The organism is Fischerella sp. (assembly GCF_013388695.1).
GTDB lineage: Bacteria > Cyanobacteriota > Cyanobacteriia > Cyanobacteriales > Nostocaceae > PCC9605.
The window spans coordinates 1-14,791 of the sequence record NZ_JACAEU010000190.1 but is presented as its reverse complement, the minus strand read 5'-3'; the positions used below and the strand labels follow the sequence as shown (position 1 = coordinate 14,791).

Below are 14,791 nucleotides of genomic sequence, written 5' to 3'. Positions count from 1 at the left end.
GCCCTACACCCTCGCAATTATCCCGTAATGGATAACCTCACGGTTTTAAAGGAGCGATCGCTAAAAAACAGTTTGCTCTCCTTGCTCTTTCAGCAGACGCTAGTATCTGGACTTTATTATGAGCGATCGCACTTCACTTGTTTATATAGATTCGTTGTCAAATTTGAAGGAGTTGTGTATGTGTTGCACGCCTTTCAGAAGAAATCTAAGCGTGGAATTGCGACTCCCAAGCAAGATATTGAACTGATTGAAGCTCGACTCAAACGCGCCAAAGAACATTACGAACAGTACTATAAGCAGCGTCTAGAGGAAGACAAAAATGAGCAAAGAAATTAAGGTGCAATCAAGCAGTGGTAATATTTTTGCAGATCTAGGACTCGCGACTTCCGACGAGTTGTTGATTAAAGCGGAACTCGTTCGACAAATCAGTGACCTGATCGCTGCGAGAAACCTGACTCAAACCGAAGCGGCAAAACTGCTCGGAATCGATCAACCCAAAATCTCTGCTTTACTGCGTGGAAAGCTTTCCGGATTTTCAACCGAACGCCTCTTTCGATTTTTAAACGCACTGGGGAGTGATGTGGAAATTCGCGTCATTCCCAAACCTCAATCAAACTCTCAAGCTCAGACAAGAGTTGTTAGTGTCTAGAGGATGTCGCGCAGTGTCGGTTCCCCAACAGTTTCAGTGACGTATTTTTTCAAATTCGCCTTTTTCAACTTTTCGGTAATTTGCCTCATCTGTTGTAAGGGTACATTTAAGTCAGAGGCGATCGCTAAAAGACAGTTTGCTAGTATCTGGACTTCTTTATGAGCGATCGCGCATTGCTGCGATCGTAAGCTGTAGTCTAATTTTGGCAAACCCTCAGTAATTAACGGCAAAGGTCAGCCACCGCAAGTCACCTCTGAAACTCAACCGATAACCTCACGCTTTCAAAAGCGATCGCTAAAAGACTATTTTCTCCCCTCACTCACTAGCAACTTCCAACCAACCCTGAATTGCATCTTGCAACATCTCCAAGAGATGTTCGTAGCTATCTCCCCAAGTGTGGCATCTTGGGAGAGCAGGTACAGAACCACACCAGACACCATCCTCCTGCCAAATAATAGCTTTTATTTTCATAACCTATGCTCGACATATTGTGCTGTATACATTTTAGTTTAGTGTAGTTGTGTAATTACCCGTTTCCTCCTCTTGCTCTTTGGGCAGAAGCTAGTATTTAGATGTGAGCGATCGCCCATCAGTCTGATGCAGTTCGCATTCTTCTCACTAGTGCTTGGGGTTTTCAATTAGGCGATCGCTTATAGACAGTTTTCTCCCTTGCTCTTTGGGCAGAAGTTGGTATTTGTATGTGAGCGATCGCGTATTGCTGCGATAACAAGTTGTAGTCTAGCTTTGGCAAATCCTCGGCCATTAACGACTGAGTTCAGCGGCGATAAATAGAGTTTAACTTAAGCCCTAGGATCGCGCGATCGTCCGCTGCAATGATTGGTTAGGCACAATGGCTCAGACTTGGACAGGCTATGCCTTTGCAGACTTACACTCACCGATCGCACCCTCTACAATATTACGCCGATGCCCTCACCCCAGAGCTAAAACGGGCAAGACCGATCGCCCTCACAAATCGCACTCAACTCAACACCGATCTGCCTCAACCAGAGAGTATTACCGCCGCCACTTCTCTCGAACCGAGGAGTAGCCCGCGCAGACATTACCAACACCAACGTGCCAAGGCGCCTAACGACTGAGTTCAGCGGCGATAAATAGAGTTTAACTTAAGCCCCAGGATCGCGCGATCATCCGCTGCAATGATAAGCAGCACCGGGTTGCTGCCACTTTAACAGCGAGGAGACAGCCAGAAAGAGGCAAGCCACGGCTGTTCCCAAAAAAGTCCCCATAAACCATGGATTGTAAACCGTGATATTGATGGACTGGAAGGCGGCAATGCCCTGTGCTGGCTGAAGTCGAGCCAAGGCGCTCATCACGAAGGTTGAGAAGGCAAAGAACACTCCAGCGATCAATCCACAACCGAGTGCTGCAAAAAGTTTTAGCACGAAGAATAATGTAGAGCTTGTCATAGTCACTTTATCCACCTTGTCCAACCAGTTGAGCGATTTGAGTACGAGCGTTGGCGATCGATTCTGTCAAACCTGCACCGCCTGATTCTTCATTCTCAACATGGATAAAGTCGATATCGGTGATGCCAATCAAGCCAAAAATCGCTCTTAAGTAAGGATCTTGATAATTCAGTGTTTCGTAGCGCTCACCCAACCCATAGCCAGAAGTACCGCGTGCTGTGATGACAAACATTTTCTTCCCTAACACCAATGGTTTGTAAGGGTTCTCAGACTGCTCTGGCACAAAGTCAAAGGTGCGTCCAATCCGCACAATCTGGTCAATATAGGCTTTAAGTACACTGGGTATGCTGTAGTTGTACATCGGAACCCCGATGACATAGATATCTGCCGCTAACAGTTCATCCACCAGTTGATCGCTAATGCGGAGCGCCTCCCACAGTTCAGGGGTGCGTTGTTCTGATGGGGTATAGGCGGCGGCAATCCCGGTTTCAGTCAGATGAGGAATGGGATTGCGACCGATATCTCGATAGGTAACGCTATCTGTTGGATGAGCCTGTTTTCAGGCTTCAACAAATTCTCGGCTGAATTTGCGCGATCGAGAGCGCTCATCTCGTGGACTTGAATCAATGTGTAATAGGTGTGCAAACAACCATGCTTTTGTCCAGCGAGCAGTATAACGTTCCCAATCACCCGCCGCAGATAACCTCGAATGCTCACAGATAACCTCTCGGCGGTCGGTGTGCATTGGGGTTGTTATGCCGTGCTGCTACAACTGCTCTAACAACCTGTCGTATTCTGCGTGAGAACCCACCCAAAACCAAATCACTGTATCTCCATCTAATTGCCCAACTGCTCGATAACTTTTGCTAATACGGGCGGAGTAAATCGGTAACTTCGGATGAACCTTCTTGAAGCGTAGACTTGGATAGCTTGGGTCTTCCTTGAACTGACGATATGCTGCACGGGTTTGCTCTTGAACCTGTTTAGGCAAACCAGCGAATAATTTACGGAACTCAGTAGTAGTGAGCGATTTCACAGTGTCTCTGGGTCAAGTTCTTGAGTTTGACCTGCATGATACTCAGCCATTGCAGAAGCAGCCAGTTTTGCAAGAATATTCGGTGAGCGAGAGAATGATTCGTCCCAACGGCGATCGTCCTCTATCTCTTCCAAAATCATTGCAGCGATCGCATCCTGCTCACTAGAAGGTAAAGTTTTCAACCGGGCGATTGCTTGTTCGAGTAGTTCAGTCATGTCTAGTTCCTCACATAGAAGGCATAAATGAATTATCGCTTATTGAAAGATCTATAGAAGTTGTGCTCATTTCAAGTCTTTCCTATATGACACTCATCAATGTCTCCTTCTCTTTCGCGACCTGTTATGCGGTGTTCTCTCGCCATCAAATATGAATTGCCTGGCCCGTTACAACTATTCCACCCCTGACGGGTATATGTACCACAATTTGACTAGGACGACCTATCGCTTCTCCCTGTCGAATTAAGATAGTTGTTGGTACCGTCACAAGTTCACTTGCTCGCAAATACCCTCCAAGCGCAGCGGCAGCAGAACCAGTCGCTGGATCTTCCACAATTCCCCCGATTGGAAAAGGATTACGAGAGTGGAAGACAGTCGCACTCTCTCGCCATATCAGTTGTAGTGTCGTAAGACTATCCCGCAGCATGAGAGCTTTGAGCGTCTCGAAGTCGTAGTTTAGTTCTGCTAGGCATTGCTGTTCAGCAACAGCTAACACCAAATGCCATGCTCCGGCATAGGCACGAGCAGGAGGAATGGAGCCGTCAAGGTCATCTTGTATCCAACCCAGTGCGGAAAGAGCCTTGATGACGAGCGCATGAGGTGCGGGTGCATAACTTGGCTCAACTGAGGTTAGGGATGCTTCATACTTACCATCTCGCTGATGAACGGTAACTGGTACTATCCCAACGGATGTCGCCAACTGGTAAGTGCCTTCTCCATCATTCTCGCCTAGTACCACTCCAGTAGCAATAGTGGCATGTCCACAAAATGAAACTTCCACCTCGGGGCTGTAGTAACGAACAATTCGGTCAGATCCACTAGCAGGAGCAACGAAGGCGGTTTCCGAGAAACCAACCTCGGCAGCAATACGCTGCATGGTTTCAGGATCTGGAAGTGTATCTCCGATCCAAACCCCAGCAGGGTTACCCCCATTGAGGGTTGTTGTAAACGCTGATAGACGAAAAAGACTTCCTAAATTCATGATTTTTTCTCCCCTTACAGCAGCCTTTTAATTAACTAGATTTTTGATAAGCACATATACTTACGGACTAGAGCCAGTTACTTTCGCCCTGAAGGGGCGTTAGCGCTGTGGATTGCTAACGACCAATATAATCGGCGGTAGATAGTCTCGGCTGCACGACCAAAATTTCTCGCTCGTCCGCTTCATCGATTTGTTAGCTGGATACCAACACTGATGGCTTTCAACGACCCTAACGTTCGCCACTATGCAAGTTTCAGAAAGTTTAGACCTTCAAACCATTGCGGTAACGCTGCCACCAACGATTTGCCAACCACTTTTGCCTCTACGCCAAACTCTCATGTAGCGGTAATCACCTGCGAAGGCATTCCCTAAATACGTGCCACTCAAGAAAATGTGAGCCGATGCAAGAACAAAGTGTTCGCTCCAAACTCGTATCTCTAGCTCTTTAGGCACAAACTCGTGAAACTGAGTACCACCAGTACGATGTAAGTCTAAATCTATCACTTTAGTTGTCAGTTCACCAGTTGGTCCAGCGAAAAGCAGATCATCGGCAATGAGTACATCTAATTCAGATACGTCGGAGGCTGACATTGCGGTATAAAGCCGCGCTTCACACTCGCGAATTTGAGTTTCAATTTCTGAATCCATATTTCCTACTACAGTTTTGACTACACTTATATCACTCCTCATTACCGATCGCCTTGTCAATGTGCCTACACCGATTCCCTGCTCGGTGTTTTCTAGTGAAAAGCCCGTTTGATAGGCAATGATCTCCTCCTGATTGGTCTAGAGCTTGCTTTGAATGTTGGCTCAGAGAATTCCCTCTAGAAATTGCTTAATCTGTTTTGGCGATCGCAAGTGATAAACCTGTTTTGTACTTCGCGCCTGGTTGATGAACTCACGGTATTTGGGAGTCAGGCGCTGATGACAGAGCCAAAGGACTCGATAACTGCGAAGCGCACTTTTGAAGATTGGACTGTTTTCGGAATAACCCTCTGGCGGCTTGATTGCGCTGGTTAGAAATCGTTTTGTCACCCACCAACTATGGACATAGAGCGGGTTATGCTTTGCTTTACCCGTTGTAATTAGCGATTACTTTTGTAATTTTTCCTGTTGAGCCTACTTCCATGAATTCACCTGTCTTTGAGCCTTTTTGATTAATGTAGTAAAAAACAACGCTGAAGAGTCCCCACATCACATCGATAAGCTCAAACTTGAGGTCAGGATAAACCTCCAACCCCTTTTTGAAATAATCCCGTAGTGCCTCTTTGCCGTTGACTGTCCCCAATGGATCGTCAAGGATCTTTGCCGCGACAGGTGACACCAAAACCACATCCTCAGTATAGTGAGCCAGAATTTCATCCAAATCATGAGAATTCCAAGCTTCAACCCATTGATAGGCAAGCTGTTGAGCCTGTTCTTGAGTTAGCATAGCTGCTCCTGTAAATCGCTAGTGTCGAAAATCTACTTGCTGTCCTTGCGCTTCTCCATCAAACCCAAGCTCAATGCATCTGCGCCAACATCAGTGCAGATAAACAGATGATCCAATTCAAAGGTCATAGCTTCTAAACTCTTTACAGCATGACTGGCAACGGAGAAGAAATAGGTCATATAGGTTGACGTATTGAGTTTATCCCAGTATCGTTTAATATGTCAATATGGCTGACCTAAATAATCCGGACAATCAGCGTGAGCAAGAACTCAACAAAGCTTTAGAAGCGCTGCATTTCGCGTTTCGCGCCGTGATTGCGAAGCCAGATGCTATCCTTGCCGAGCGAGGGCTTTCGCGCGTCCATCATCGGATTTTGTATTTTATTGGCCGTCATCCAGGCTTAAGTGTAAATGAACTGCTGGCAATGCTGGGAGTCAGCAAGCAGTCTTTGAATGTTCCCTTACGGCAACTGACGGAATTAGGATTAATCGAATCGAAAGCTGATCCCCTGGATCGCCGGATCAAGCGATTGTCGCTGACTCAAGAAGGATTATGTTTGGAGAAGGAATTATCTGGGGATCAACGGCAACGTTTTGCCAAGGCATTTGAAATTGTAGGGCGAGAAGGTGAGGCGACCTGGCATCAGATCATGAAGCTGGTGGCAGAGGACATATTTCCCGATCAGATGAACTAGAAGCCTAACGGTTGAGTTGAGCGGCGGCAGATAAACTTTGGCTCTCACCGATAACCTCTGTACCGTCCGCACCAACGCAGTGTTAGGTGGCTGGCAAGTACAACTTACAACTAACTTATTCTGAGGCGGCAGATTTTGGGCTAACTGCAAACTCTAGCTGTGAACGGTAGAAACAAATATCAAACTCCATAAAGAAGTTTACCTGCCCCAAGATAAGCGGTACATTCATAGCCTGTGTCCAAGCAAATACCAATTGCACAGGCTCAAACTGCCCGACAATGGCTTGAGCAAGAACGACACGCGCCTCATACTGAGCCAAATTCCCTGTCAAGCTTAGTGCTGTTGTTTGCCGTTCCCAGTCGTACCCAAGCTCGCCCCCTATCGAGTACGGCAATACATTAACACTTGCGCCAGTATCCAGCAAACCGGACGCTGTGACAGAAATCTGTTGATGAACCAAGGTAAATGGCAAATAGGGACGAAAACCTGCTTCGCCTAATGTAGTGTCATTAGAAACAAATGGATATCGTTCAGCATTACTCATGGTCTTGAGCTTTGGCAGCATGTAGCACCTTTAACATCATATCTGCTGCTTCCGTTGCGTCATAGGGTGACCACACAGGATAGGATAAGCCAGACTTAATTAAATTGGTCTCTTGCTGGGCTAACTCAGAGATTAAAAATTGTATGATGTAAAATTTATCCACGCGGTTAAGATCCCGCAAGGCTAAAATAAGTTCTGTCGAAACCATGAAAAGTACTCCAGCGACTTAGGTCTTCATTCCCATCATAAGGCACTTTAAAGCCAGTTGATAAAAGCAATACGTATTGCTTAGCAATGCTAAGACTAGCCTGTCAAATCATCAGGATCTATACCAAAAGCAACTGCAATTGCACCCACAGCCACTGCGCCAAGACCAGCCATAATACCTTGGCCAACAGCACGAATAATACTGGGTTTCCTTTCTTGAAGTTCCATCATCAATTCCATACTTTTTTCCATAACAACTTGGATTGTGTCCACTGTTCGATCAGTGAAAACATCATCCTCGCTGTCAAAGCTGATATTGCCTGCTACTGATGCAACAAACCATTTCATTTCGCCGTAGTCAGCATCTTCCAGTCTAATCAATGCACCTTCACGATATTTGTCATTGATCCCGTTGTAGAGCAATGTCGCTAGAGTAGGCCAAGTTTCAACTATTGTCTCTAGAGTGTGAGAATCTAAATTTCGCAGAAGTTCGTCAAAAGCCGTTTCCCAACAAGCGGCAATATAGGCAGAGGTTCCCATTCTAGGGATTGCATATATTATAGCGCATAGTGACTCATTAACTGGCCATTCAATTTCTAGATAGCACCTCGTTGCTCGTATAGTTGGCTCGTCTGATTTAGAATTAGTAGGCTTATCAATGAAGGTTCTCACAAATACACTCTCCAATGCTAGAAGGCTATCAAAATGATTCATTTCGGAAAACAGATTGATGCGGCAACACTTCATGCAAGTGAGCAGCAAACTTTATACATATACTGAAAACCCAAGCGTTTAAGTTGCCTCGTAAAGCTTGAAGATGCTGCTCACTCTTGAGTAGCCCAATTACCAGTGTGAATCGTAGTGATGCCCACAACCACCTCTGGTACAAGTGTAACCAGAACCAGAAAACCCTGGACAACTACAGGATGAGCATTTTCCGTAGCCAGCAGTTGGTTTTATAGCACTACGCATTTTGGTTAGGACAATTTTATAATGGGAAAGAAGTTTAAAAATGATCAAGTAATCGCCAAAAATATGCCAGCACCTTATAGTTATGATTTACGGACAAAAGCGATTGAAGCAGTCAAAAGAGAACACAAAAAAATAAATGTCTGTCGTTTATTTAAAATTAGTCGCAATACTTTAGATTTATGGTTAAAAAGAGAAAAAGAAACAGGAGATTATGCAGCGATCGCTAATAAACAAGGAAGGCATAGTAAAATTGAAGATGAAGAAAAGTTTAAGCTGTTTATCAAAGAGAATCAGGATAAAACTCAAACAAAGATGGCTGAAGTATGGGGGAATAATATCAGTCAGCAAAATATCAGTTATAACTACCAAAAATTAGGAGTAACCAGAAAAAAAAACTTACGGGTATCAGGAAAGAAATGAAACAGAACGAGAATTTTTCAGAGAAAAACTCTCAAAAATTGAGAAAAAAAGAAGAGTTTATGTAGATGAAGCGGGATTTGATAATAGGGATGATTATCAGAGATGGTTATAGTCCTAGAGGGGAAAGATGCTACGCTCTAAAATGTGGAAAAAAGAGAGAGAGCCAGTTGGATTAGTGCTTTAAAAGAGGGAAAGATCTTTGCTCCTTTAACTTTTGAAGGTTGTTGTAATCGAGATTTATTTGAAGCCTGGTTATCCGAAAGTTTGATTCCTCAATTGGAACCAGGAGATATTATTATTGTTGATAATGCCACTTTTCATAAGGGAGAAAGCATCAGAGAAATCGTTGAAAATGCTGGATGTGAAATCTGGTATTTGCCCGCTTATTCGCCTGATTTAAACAAGATTGAAAACTGGTGGTCAGTTTTAAAAACGTGGATGAAACAAATGCTACCTGAATTTGAAACAGTCAGAGAATGTGTAGATGCAGCTTTCAAAAATTGTCCTAACATTTTTGCGTAGTGCTATAGCAAACAGCATGAGAAATGATGCTTTTATCAATCAGGATTGAGCCTATTTTCTACTCAATCCTGAAATGCTTGTGTCGTGATTCTCTATAAAGAAAACACGAAAAAGAAATTGGAAAGTAATCCTCTTGACTGCGTCGGACTCAGGGCATATTGTTATGCAGCATGTAACTCCTCAGAACTACATAAGCTATCAAGTTTCTACAGCAAACCATTCTGGATCGCTACCCCAGTTTACCCAAGTGGCTGCTTCCCTCGCCGATTGCATACTCGGTGGAACTCTTAGAATGTGAACAAAATTCGTGCTGGGACAAGTCATCTTCAATAAATACATCGCATCAGTTTCTTCAGTTGACGGCACTCTCGTCTGAACCGATGTAGTAAAGTCATCATAAACTGGTAGCCTGAGTAGTGTATATTCACGCCATGAATCTAACTCCTCTGCTTGAAGCTCTTGACAAAGTCGTGCATACCCAATTTCTTGAATCAAAATTCGCCGCAGTTCAGCATTTCGTTCTTTAAGAACCCATTCTGCTTTCCATTGGCGCGGATGCACTTCTCCCATGTACGATGCACTTCTCCCATGTACTCTGTCTGGCAACCTGGTGCCGTGATAGAAATAGCCCCCCACAAAACCGTCAGGGAAGACAATACAAGGCTCTCCTTCAGCATGAAGTCTACCCTGGCGATCGAATTTAATTTGAGGGCGATCACTGACAAAACAAATTTCTTGATAAGGAACTAAATGTCCTAAATACATTGCAGCATTCAAGAAAATTTGAAAGGATTCAGGCTCAAACTCAACCCCCATGGCTGCAGCACTGTCATACATGGCAGCATGACTAGTGGAGTTGTGACATGTTCCGGTGAAAGAGGATGAGATAATACTCTGTAACTTTTCCAGTGGAGTTTGCTCGACATAATAATATCCGCCTCCTCCTTCAGGATAGGGATCGCCAAATTCCTCGTGAGCATAGGTTTGGTCTTCTGTATACCAACGGGAGACTAACCTGCTTGAAAAATACTTTACAAAAGATATGCAAGGAGGAACAATACTGAGCCAGTGCCTACCTCCAGGAATGTAAAGCTTTTTAACTAGTTGATCGAGAAGTATGTCATTAAGAGAATCCAATTGCTTTTGAAGATCGTAGGGAGATCCCAATCTATTGAGATGCGATAAGGCTAAAGGACTATCAACAAATACCACTTCAGGTGCTACATATCCAGCCATTTGATATAAATCAGTGAGTGTTGCTATAGCTTTATCGCGATCAATAGGAGTTGATAGAGTCTGTTGCCATTTTTCTAAACAGGCTGAAATCTGCGCTTCACGTTCAGGTGTTATATCAATCTGTAACATGTCGCCATCCTTCCCGTTCTGGCTCGTATTCTCGTTGGATGCGGATCATCCAAGTTCCTTGAGGAATTTGAATCGGCTTGTGTTCATCGTGGGTTAGGGTTGCAGTTTCTGATTGCACTTGTAGAAAAAGCGTCCCGTCTTGATCAAATCTATACAGTTCTGCTTGTCCATCTGTAATTTGATGCTTATGTCCAGTAACTTCACCTTCTGCCAAAACTAGATGGGGCAGTTTAGTCTTTTCGGGTGGCAGCATTTCTGGACATGACTGAAGTAGAACGTCACCTTGTCTGAAATTGAGTAATTGCATGGTTGCCTCCGTCAGATAACATATTTATTTGATAGAAAAACAATTGAGTTGCTGCGTATTAAGTAGGGTTGCAAGTTAAATTTCTCATCCTTCCGATGTAACTTAATAACCGTTAGGAATTACTTCAACCTTTGTTTCCTCTCTAAAACAGCATTGGCATTTATGAATGACCAAGCGTTGACCATCTGTATTCGGTTTTATCTCTTTAGTAACTTTTGAATATACTTCCACCATGGTAAGCTCTTGACAGTCTGGACATTCTTTAAATTTTTCATCTGTATTGACGTAAGCGCGTAAATGAATAGAGTCCCGATTGACGGCTGAGTTGCACAGAGAACAGTACCATGCTTCAAATCGAATACTTTTTATTTTCGCTGCAACTTGTTCCTGCCAGTTGAGAAATGAAAGCGGTGAATTAATTTTTCTCATGGGTATATTGCAATCTTTGCAATACAGTGGTCGAATAAACTCTCTCTTAAACAATTTTATGAGGATAAATTTTATGAGGATGCAATCTAGTAGAAAAACTAAAATCAGAAAACTGACGAATGAAACGAGTAACATCAAAGGAATTATAAAAATGTTGTCGTAGATAAAGTGAGGTGCAGAAGAATTCCAAGATTGCCTACCAGATTGAAAATAACTCTGTAGAGATGAAGATTTCAGGATTAGCCCTGTGGCTAAGGCAGTGCAAATTGAAAAATTATTATCATCAATGTATTTAATCCTAATTTTGGAACAAGGATCAACATAGACTGGCAGAAAAGATAAAACAAACGCCAGAAAAAAACACAGATAAGCAAGTTGATGAGTCCAAGGGTTTACATCTTGGTTCACAAAAGGTTGCTCAGAAATCAACAAACTAGCTAAAAGTAGATAACACAAGACTGCTGATGAGTAAATCAGTAGTCGCGCGACTTGAGTAACCCTGTTAATTATTGTTCTCATAACGAACTGCGCTTAACCAGACGTGAATTGTGATTGCAACTTAATAATTAGCTTCTATATGTTTAGACGTTTTCCCTGGACAATGCGCTATTGATGCTGCATAACGGCTAAGTTGTGCGGCGGCAGATAACCTTGAACTCTCACCGATAACCTCTGTACCGTCCGTACCAACGCAGTGTTAGGTGGTTCCCCCACCGACATCTCCCGGTGCAACAGCCTTAATTCCTTCGGAGATATATCGTTTAAAGTCCTCTACGTTCAAGGTGAGAATGTGCGATATACCATTGACTCTCATTGATGCAACTAGTCGAACATCATGAACCTGAACCCCTGAAACACCGAAAATAACAACTAACCTGCGCCATTCTTTGTAAACCTCGGAACTATCAGGCAGGACTGGAAAGAGACGCTCAACTAGTTGCAACAGCCGTTCAGTTTCAGGCGGAGTTAATCCAAACCCATTTCTCTCAAGTGGACGAGTAGCAACATTCCAAAACTCAATGCAATTTTGAGCAGTGACTCGTAGTTGATATCCATCTTGACGCAGCGTTCGGACAGCGATTCTGATTAGAGAGTGCAAGGAATGAGAGCGATCCACGAACCGCAATAGCACATTTGTGTCTACGAGGTAAAGCATAATTAAGGATGCTCCTCGTAAATTCCTGCTCGACTCACAGCATAATCCGATAGAGCAGGTGTAGTAGCTCCAACATACATTTGGAATTCATCAGCTAGACGATCAGCAATCGACTCAAATTCTTCATTTTCTTGAAGAAGATCATTGCTTAATGGTCGCGAAACTAATTGCTTTTTATCCCAAGCCAAAAAATCAACAAAATCTAGGACTTCCAGAACTTTAATCTCAGAGAGAGACTGGAGCTTTCGCACAATTTCTGCAATCAATGTTTCCATATTTTCTCCTACTTAAGATATGAACTTGCCCAACCATAACGAACCGGATCTTTATTGAGAAGATATTCTGTAACTTCTCTACGTTTATCTTTATCTTTTGTCATTCTGACAATTCTTTCAATTTCATCATCTGTATCATCTGCTCCACGTTCGGCTGCCATCTCAAACCACTTATCACCCTCTGAATATTCACATCGGTCGTAATGAATCGCCCCCATTAAGGTGTAAGGCTGGTGGCTCTCAGGTTGACATTCCATCGCTTGGACTGCACAGTTTTCTGCTTCATCTAGCCGACTAAGATCTCGAAATGCTGCGCCTCTTGTAACTAACAAAGCAGCTTTCAGATCAGATTCTTGAATCTTGCTCCAATTCACATTCTCCGTAACTTTTAGCGCATTTTCAGGTTCATCTGCTTTACGCCAGTTACTACTTGCACTGGGTAAGTTCCATCTATTGCCAGTTCGTTGATATTCTTTTTCATAAAACATTGCTTCTAGCCTATAATAGGCGGTTGCTATTTTTCCATGTCGAGAAAGGCGACCTTCTTCAATAAGTTGAATGACTTGTTTGGGATCGAGTCGTTCCCCTCGCTCAAGCTTGAGCATAATTTCATAAAATGGATCGGCTGCTAATTGCCCCACAATCTGATATTTTGCTTTCAGTATCCTAAAATGGGTTTCTTTAGCAATCTCTGCTGCTTTAAGCAGTTTTTCATTGATCAACCAATGAATGTCATCCTCAGTTATTTCAGATTCTATGTTTTTGAGAATCAGAAATAATCTACTAGAAGGTTCAGAACTTTTATATTGAGTCGCTTGATATTTGGCTTTGAGTTCTTTGAATAACCTTACATCTTTACGATTCCGATCAATCGCAACTAACTGAGTTAGCTTCTGTTGTTCAAGCCATTCACATTCACTATTCTTAAGATCTTGCTTTTCTTCTAGTCTCTTTAAAATGCTGTAGAGTGGGCTAGAAATAGATGCTTCTGAAAAAGAAGCAATGCGATATCTCACCTTCAAGTCCGAAAATTCAGCTATAGCTTTCCTCTCATCCTCTTGTTGCCAATGAATTTGTAGTGTTTCCTCAAAATCACCCTCCAAGAGCCAGTTAACCTCAACATCAGATAATGGTTCTCTTGCATCCAGTTTTTTCAGAATTGCGTAGAGAGGCTCTTCAGGAAAGAGGTCTAGATGTCTGATTGCTTTATAGCTAGTTTTTAATTTTGAGAAATGTAGGATATCTTGAATCAAGCTAGTTGTTTCTGTAAGGTCGTAGCTATCTAGCAACTCAAGTTCTGAGTCTAGGGGAAAATCTCCAACCTCTAATTTCCAAAGTATTAAATAAACTGGGCTTGCAATTGAGAGATCTAAAGTCTCTGGAACTTTGTACTTATGTCGCAGGTTCAAAAATTCAACTTCTAGTCTTTTGAGGTCATCTACCTGGTACTGCTGCAAGGAAATAATCTCAATGGTTTTGAAAAGGGAATTCTGTTTCAACCATTGCAACTCTAAACTTGTGATCTGAATACCTAGTTCAGCTTTTCTTAGTATCAGATATAAGAAGCTATCAGAACTAGCACTTTTATACTGACCTACTCGATATTTCTCTCTAAGAGCAGCAAAGTGCCTTTTCTGTAGCTCGCTACTATCCATACCGATGTGATATTCAATCCTGATCGCCTAAAACCATTCTACCTACTATGCAATCAAGCAGCTACAGTCCACCAGGTGGGAGTTTCAAAACCACCTAACGGCAAAAGTCAGCGGTTGCAGAGTAACTTAAACTCAGCACCAGCCGTGCCCCTCAATCCGCTGCACTGCTGTGTTAGCTGGAGCACGCACTGATCGCCCCTCAACTACACCTCGCCGATCGCCTCCTGAGTGTTTTCGGAACTACCGATCGCCCCTCGTGACTGCTGGGCGCTTTCGCTACCACAGATAACCCTCAAACCACTGCCTCAACCGACCATTTCCTGGGTGCTTTCGGGCTGACCGATAACCTGGAAGGACAAGCGCAAAGACCCGATGCGGAGCCAGCTAACGTTCCCAATCAGCGGCGGCAGATAGCCTCAAACTCAACACCAGCGGTTTTCGTCCGTCCGCTGCATTGGGGTTGTTATACTGCGCCATCATCTAGCCAATTCTTCAACTGTTTGT

At 43.5% G+C, this 14,791-nt stretch carries 25 protein-coding genes and 2 pseudogenes; 6 read left to right on the top strand and 21 right to left on the bottom strand.

The window, feature by feature from the left end; genetic code table 11:
• Positions 1-27: 27 nt before the first annotated feature.
• Positions 28-336, top strand: a complete 309-nt coding sequence (locus HXY43_RS25345; protein ID WP_290889555.1) for a type II toxin-antitoxin system RelE/ParE family toxin — start codon at positions 28-30, stop codon at positions 334-336.
• Positions 320-649: a helix-turn-helix domain-containing protein gene (locus HXY43_RS25340; RefSeq protein ID WP_290889552.1), complete on the top strand. Its 330-nt coding sequence runs from the start codon at positions 320-322 to the stop codon at positions 647-649. The genes HXY43_RS25345 and HXY43_RS25340 overlap by 17 nt, the downstream gene beginning before the upstream one ends.
• Here the strand turns inward: HXY43_RS25340 and HXY43_RS27010 are convergent.
• The 3 genes and pseudogenes from HXY43_RS27010 to HXY43_RS25325 all read right to left on the bottom strand — a co-directional run.
• Positions 649-774: pseudogene (locus HXY43_RS27010) on the bottom strand (hypothetical protein); the annotation flags it as partial. The gene HXY43_RS25340 and the pseudogene HXY43_RS27010 sit on opposite strands and share 1 nt — an antisense overlap.
• A 190-nt stretch (positions 775-964) precedes the next feature.
• Entirely contained in the window at positions 965-1,120 is a 156-nt protein-coding gene (locus HXY43_RS25330) for a type II toxin-antitoxin system HicB family antitoxin (RefSeq protein WP_290889549.1), read from the bottom strand.
• 163 nt (positions 1,121-1,283) lie between these two features.
• On the bottom strand, positions 1,284-1,412 hold the full coding sequence (locus HXY43_RS25325; protein WP_290889546.1) for a hypothetical protein: 129 nt from the start codon (positions 1,410-1,412) through the stop codon (positions 1,284-1,286).
• A gap of 109 nt (positions 1,413-1,521) precedes the next feature.
• Here HXY43_RS25325 and HXY43_RS25320 point away from each other — a divergent pair, with 109 nt between their 5' ends.
• Positions 1,522-1,746, top strand: coding sequence for a hypothetical protein (locus HXY43_RS25320; protein ID WP_290889543.1), 225 nt, complete (start codon positions 1,522-1,524; stop codon positions 1,744-1,746).
• A gap of 48 nt (positions 1,747-1,794) precedes the next feature.
• Here the strand turns inward: HXY43_RS25320 and HXY43_RS25315 are convergent, their stop codons facing one another.
• The 9 genes and pseudogenes from HXY43_RS25315 to HXY43_RS25275 form a co-directional block, all read right to left on the bottom strand.
• Positions 1,795-2,076, bottom strand: coding sequence for a hypothetical protein (locus HXY43_RS25315; protein WP_290889540.1), 282 nt, complete (start codon positions 2,074-2,076; stop codon positions 1,795-1,797).
• A gap of 7 nt (positions 2,077-2,083) precedes the next feature.
• Positions 2,084-2,725, bottom strand: a pseudogene (locus tag HXY43_RS25310) (FMN-dependent NADH-azoreductase).
• Positions 2,726-2,842: 117 nt separating this feature from the next.
• Entirely contained in the window at positions 2,843-3,112 is a 270-nt protein-coding gene (locus tag HXY43_RS25305) for a hypothetical protein (RefSeq protein WP_290889537.1), read from the bottom strand.
• A complete protein-coding gene (locus tag HXY43_RS25300; RefSeq protein ID WP_290889534.1) occupies positions 3,109-3,327 on the bottom strand; it encodes a hypothetical protein in 219 nt (72 codons plus the stop codon). The genes HXY43_RS25305 and HXY43_RS25300 overlap by 4 nt, the downstream gene beginning before the upstream one ends.
• Positions 3,328-3,472: 145 nt before the next feature.
• The gene (locus tag HXY43_RS25295; protein WP_290889531.1) at positions 3,473-4,309 is read right to left on the bottom strand and encodes a PhzF family phenazine biosynthesis isomerase; all 837 of its coding nucleotides are present in this window, start codon (positions 4,307-4,309) and stop codon (positions 3,473-3,475) included.
• 270 nt (positions 4,310-4,579) lie between these two features.
• Positions 4,580-4,999 carry a nuclear transport factor 2 family protein gene (locus HXY43_RS25290; RefSeq protein ID WP_290889528.1) on the bottom strand — a complete coding sequence of 140 codons (420 nt, stop codon included), beginning with the start codon at positions 4,997-4,999 and terminating at the stop codon, positions 4,580-4,582.
• Positions 5,000-5,119: 120 nt separating this feature from the next.
• A complete protein-coding gene (locus HXY43_RS25285) occupies positions 5,120-5,344 on the bottom strand; it encodes a hypothetical protein (RefSeq protein ID WP_290889526.1) in 225 nt (74 codons plus the stop codon).
• Between the two features lie 37 nt (positions 5,345-5,381).
• A complete protein-coding gene (locus HXY43_RS25280; RefSeq protein WP_290889523.1) occupies positions 5,382-5,741 on the bottom strand; it encodes a nuclear transport factor 2 family protein in 360 nt (119 codons plus the stop codon).
• A gap of 32 nt (positions 5,742-5,773) precedes the next feature.
• Positions 5,774-5,920 carry a hypothetical protein gene (locus tag HXY43_RS25275; protein WP_290889520.1) on the bottom strand — a complete coding sequence of 49 codons (147 nt, stop codon included), beginning with the start codon at positions 5,918-5,920 and terminating at the stop codon, positions 5,774-5,776.
• Between the two features lie 47 nt (positions 5,921-5,967).
• On the opposite strand from HXY43_RS25275, the gene HXY43_RS25270 reads away from it, so the two are divergent.
• Positions 5,968-6,435 (top strand): helix-turn-helix domain-containing protein, encoded by a 468-nt coding sequence (locus HXY43_RS25270; protein ID WP_290889517.1) that lies wholly within the window; start codon positions 5,968-5,970, stop codon positions 6,433-6,435.
• A 115-nt stretch (positions 6,436-6,550) separates the two neighbouring features.
• Here the strand turns inward: HXY43_RS25270 and HXY43_RS25265 are convergent, their stop codons facing one another.
• From HXY43_RS25265 to HXY43_RS25255, 3 genes are all read right to left on the bottom strand, one after another.
• Complete coding sequence (locus tag HXY43_RS25265) at positions 6,551-6,979, bottom strand: aspartyl protease family protein (protein WP_290889514.1); 429 nt, start codon at positions 6,977-6,979, stop codon at positions 6,551-6,553.
• On the bottom strand, positions 6,972-7,187 hold the full coding sequence (locus HXY43_RS25260) for a hypothetical protein (protein ID WP_290889512.1): 216 nt from the start codon (positions 7,185-7,187) through the stop codon (positions 6,972-6,974). Before HXY43_RS25260 ends, HXY43_RS25265 begins: the two co-directional genes overlap by 8 nt.
• Before the next feature lie 95 nt (positions 7,188-7,282).
• A complete protein-coding gene (locus HXY43_RS25255; protein ID WP_290889510.1) occupies positions 7,283-7,726 on the bottom strand; it encodes a hypothetical protein in 444 nt (147 codons plus the stop codon).
• A gap of 453 nt (positions 7,727-8,179) precedes the next feature.
• On the opposite strand from HXY43_RS25255, the gene HXY43_RS25250 reads away from it, so the two are divergent.
• Complete coding sequence (locus HXY43_RS25250) at positions 8,180-8,578, top strand: IS630 transposase-related protein (RefSeq protein ID WP_290889508.1); 399 nt, start codon at positions 8,180-8,182, stop codon at positions 8,576-8,578.
• Between the two features lie 144 nt (positions 8,579-8,722).
• Positions 8,723-9,100 carry a transposase gene (locus HXY43_RS25245; protein WP_290889506.1) on the top strand — a complete coding sequence of 126 codons (378 nt, stop codon included), beginning with the start codon at positions 8,723-8,725 and terminating at the stop codon, positions 9,098-9,100.
• Positions 9,101-9,298: 198 nt separating this feature from the next.
• Here the strand turns inward: HXY43_RS25245 and HXY43_RS25240 are convergent, their stop codons facing one another.
• The 6 genes from HXY43_RS25240 to HXY43_RS25215 all read right to left on the bottom strand — a co-directional run bounded on the left by HXY43_RS25240 (position 9,299) and on the right by HXY43_RS25215 (position 14,287).
• Positions 9,299-10,465 carry a DUF6745 domain-containing protein gene (locus HXY43_RS25240; RefSeq protein ID WP_290889503.1) on the bottom strand — a complete coding sequence of 389 codons (1,167 nt, stop codon included), beginning with the start codon at positions 10,463-10,465 and terminating at the stop codon, positions 9,299-9,301.
• Positions 10,452-10,772, bottom strand: a complete 321-nt coding sequence (locus HXY43_RS25235; protein WP_290889500.1) for a hypothetical protein — start codon at positions 10,770-10,772, stop codon at positions 10,452-10,454. Before HXY43_RS25235 ends, HXY43_RS25240 begins: the two co-directional genes overlap by 14 nt.
• Positions 10,773-10,874: 102 nt before the next feature.
• The gene (locus tag HXY43_RS25230) at positions 10,875-11,609 is read right to left on the bottom strand and encodes a hypothetical protein (RefSeq protein WP_290889497.1); all 735 of its coding nucleotides are present in this window, start codon (positions 11,607-11,609) and stop codon (positions 10,875-10,877) included.
• Between the two features lie 289 nt (positions 11,610-11,898).
• Positions 11,899-12,357, bottom strand: coding sequence for a type II toxin-antitoxin system VapC family toxin (locus HXY43_RS25225; RefSeq protein ID WP_290889493.1), 459 nt, complete (start codon positions 12,355-12,357; stop codon positions 11,899-11,901).
• A gap of 2 nt (positions 12,358-12,359) precedes the next feature.
• Positions 12,360-12,632, bottom strand: a complete 273-nt coding sequence (locus tag HXY43_RS25220) for a hypothetical protein (RefSeq protein ID WP_290889490.1) — start codon at positions 12,630-12,632, stop codon at positions 12,360-12,362.
• A gap of 8 nt (positions 12,633-12,640) precedes the next feature.
• Positions 12,641-14,287 carry a hypothetical protein gene (locus HXY43_RS25215; RefSeq protein ID WP_290889487.1) on the bottom strand — a complete coding sequence of 549 codons (1,647 nt, stop codon included), beginning with the start codon at positions 14,285-14,287 and terminating at the stop codon, positions 12,641-12,643.
• Positions 14,288-14,791: the final 504 nt, after the last annotated feature.

Excerpts from the sequence above, each read along its gene's own strand:
- HXY43_RS25340 (WP_290889552.1), top strand. The coding sequence starts at position 320 with ATGAGCAAAGAAATTAAGGTGCAATCAAGCAGTGGTAATATTTTTGCA.
- HXY43_RS25265 (WP_290889514.1), bottom strand. The coding sequence starts at position 6,979 with ATGAGTAATGCTGAACGATATCCATTTGTTTCTAATGACACTACATTA.
- HXY43_RS25325 (WP_290889546.1), bottom strand. The coding sequence starts at position 1,412 with ATGGCCGAGGATTTGCCAAAGCTAGACTACAACTTGTTATCGCAGCAA.
- HXY43_RS25220 (WP_290889490.1), bottom strand. The coding sequence starts at position 12,632 with ATGGAAACATTGATTGCAGAAATTGTGCGAAAGCTCCAGTCTCTCTCT.
- HXY43_RS25315 (WP_290889540.1), bottom strand. The coding sequence starts at position 2,076 with ATGACAAGCTCTACATTATTCTTCGTGCTAAAACTTTTTGCAGCACTC.
- HXY43_RS25225 (WP_290889493.1), bottom strand. The coding sequence starts at position 12,357 with ATGCTTTACCTCGTAGACACAAATGTGCTATTGCGGTTCGTGGATCGC.
- HXY43_RS25260 (WP_290889512.1), bottom strand. The coding sequence starts at position 7,187 with ATGGTTTCGACAGAACTTATTTTAGCCTTGCGGGATCTTAACCGCGTG.
- HXY43_RS25275 (WP_290889520.1), bottom strand. The coding sequence starts at position 5,920 with ATGACCTATTTCTTCTCCGTTGCCAGTCATGCTGTAAAGAGTTTAGAA.
- HXY43_RS25345 (WP_290889555.1), top strand. The coding sequence starts at position 28 with ATGGATAACCTCACGGTTTTAAAGGAGCGATCGCTAAAAAACAGTTTG.
- HXY43_RS25320 (WP_290889543.1), top strand. The coding sequence starts at position 1,522 with ATGCCTTTGCAGACTTACACTCACCGATCGCACCCTCTACAATATTAC.
- HXY43_RS25270 (WP_290889517.1), top strand. The coding sequence starts at position 5,968 with ATGGCTGACCTAAATAATCCGGACAATCAGCGTGAGCAAGAACTCAAC.
- HXY43_RS25300 (WP_290889534.1), bottom strand. The coding sequence starts at position 3,327 with ATGACTGAACTACTCGAACAAGCAATCGCCCGGTTGAAAACTTTACCT.
- HXY43_RS25250 (WP_290889508.1), top strand. The coding sequence starts at position 8,180 with ATGGGAAAGAAGTTTAAAAATGATCAAGTAATCGCCAAAAATATGCCA.
- HXY43_RS25235 (WP_290889500.1), bottom strand. The coding sequence starts at position 10,772 with ATGCAATTACTCAATTTCAGACAAGGTGACGTTCTACTTCAGTCATGT.
- HXY43_RS25330 (WP_290889549.1), bottom strand. The coding sequence starts at position 1,120 with ATGAAAATAAAAGCTATTATTTGGCAGGAGGATGGTGTCTGGTGTGGT.
- HXY43_RS25240 (WP_290889503.1), bottom strand. The coding sequence starts at position 10,465 with ATGTTACAGATTGATATAACACCTGAACGTGAAGCGCAGATTTCAGCC.
- HXY43_RS25290 (WP_290889528.1), bottom strand. The coding sequence starts at position 4,999 with ATGAGGAGTGATATAAGTGTAGTCAAAACTGTAGTAGGAAATATGGAT.
- HXY43_RS25295 (WP_290889531.1), bottom strand. The coding sequence starts at position 4,309 with ATGAATTTAGGAAGTCTTTTTCGTCTATCAGCGTTTACAACAACCCTC.
- HXY43_RS25255 (WP_290889510.1), bottom strand. The coding sequence starts at position 7,726 with ATGGGAACCTCTGCCTATATTGCCGCTTGTTGGGAAACGGCTTTTGAC.
- HXY43_RS25280 (WP_290889523.1), bottom strand. The coding sequence starts at position 5,741 with ATGCTAACTCAAGAACAGGCTCAACAGCTTGCCTATCAATGGGTTGAA.
- HXY43_RS25215 (WP_290889487.1), bottom strand. The coding sequence starts at position 14,287 with ATGGATAGTAGCGAGCTACAGAAAAGGCACTTTGCTGCTCTTAGAGAG.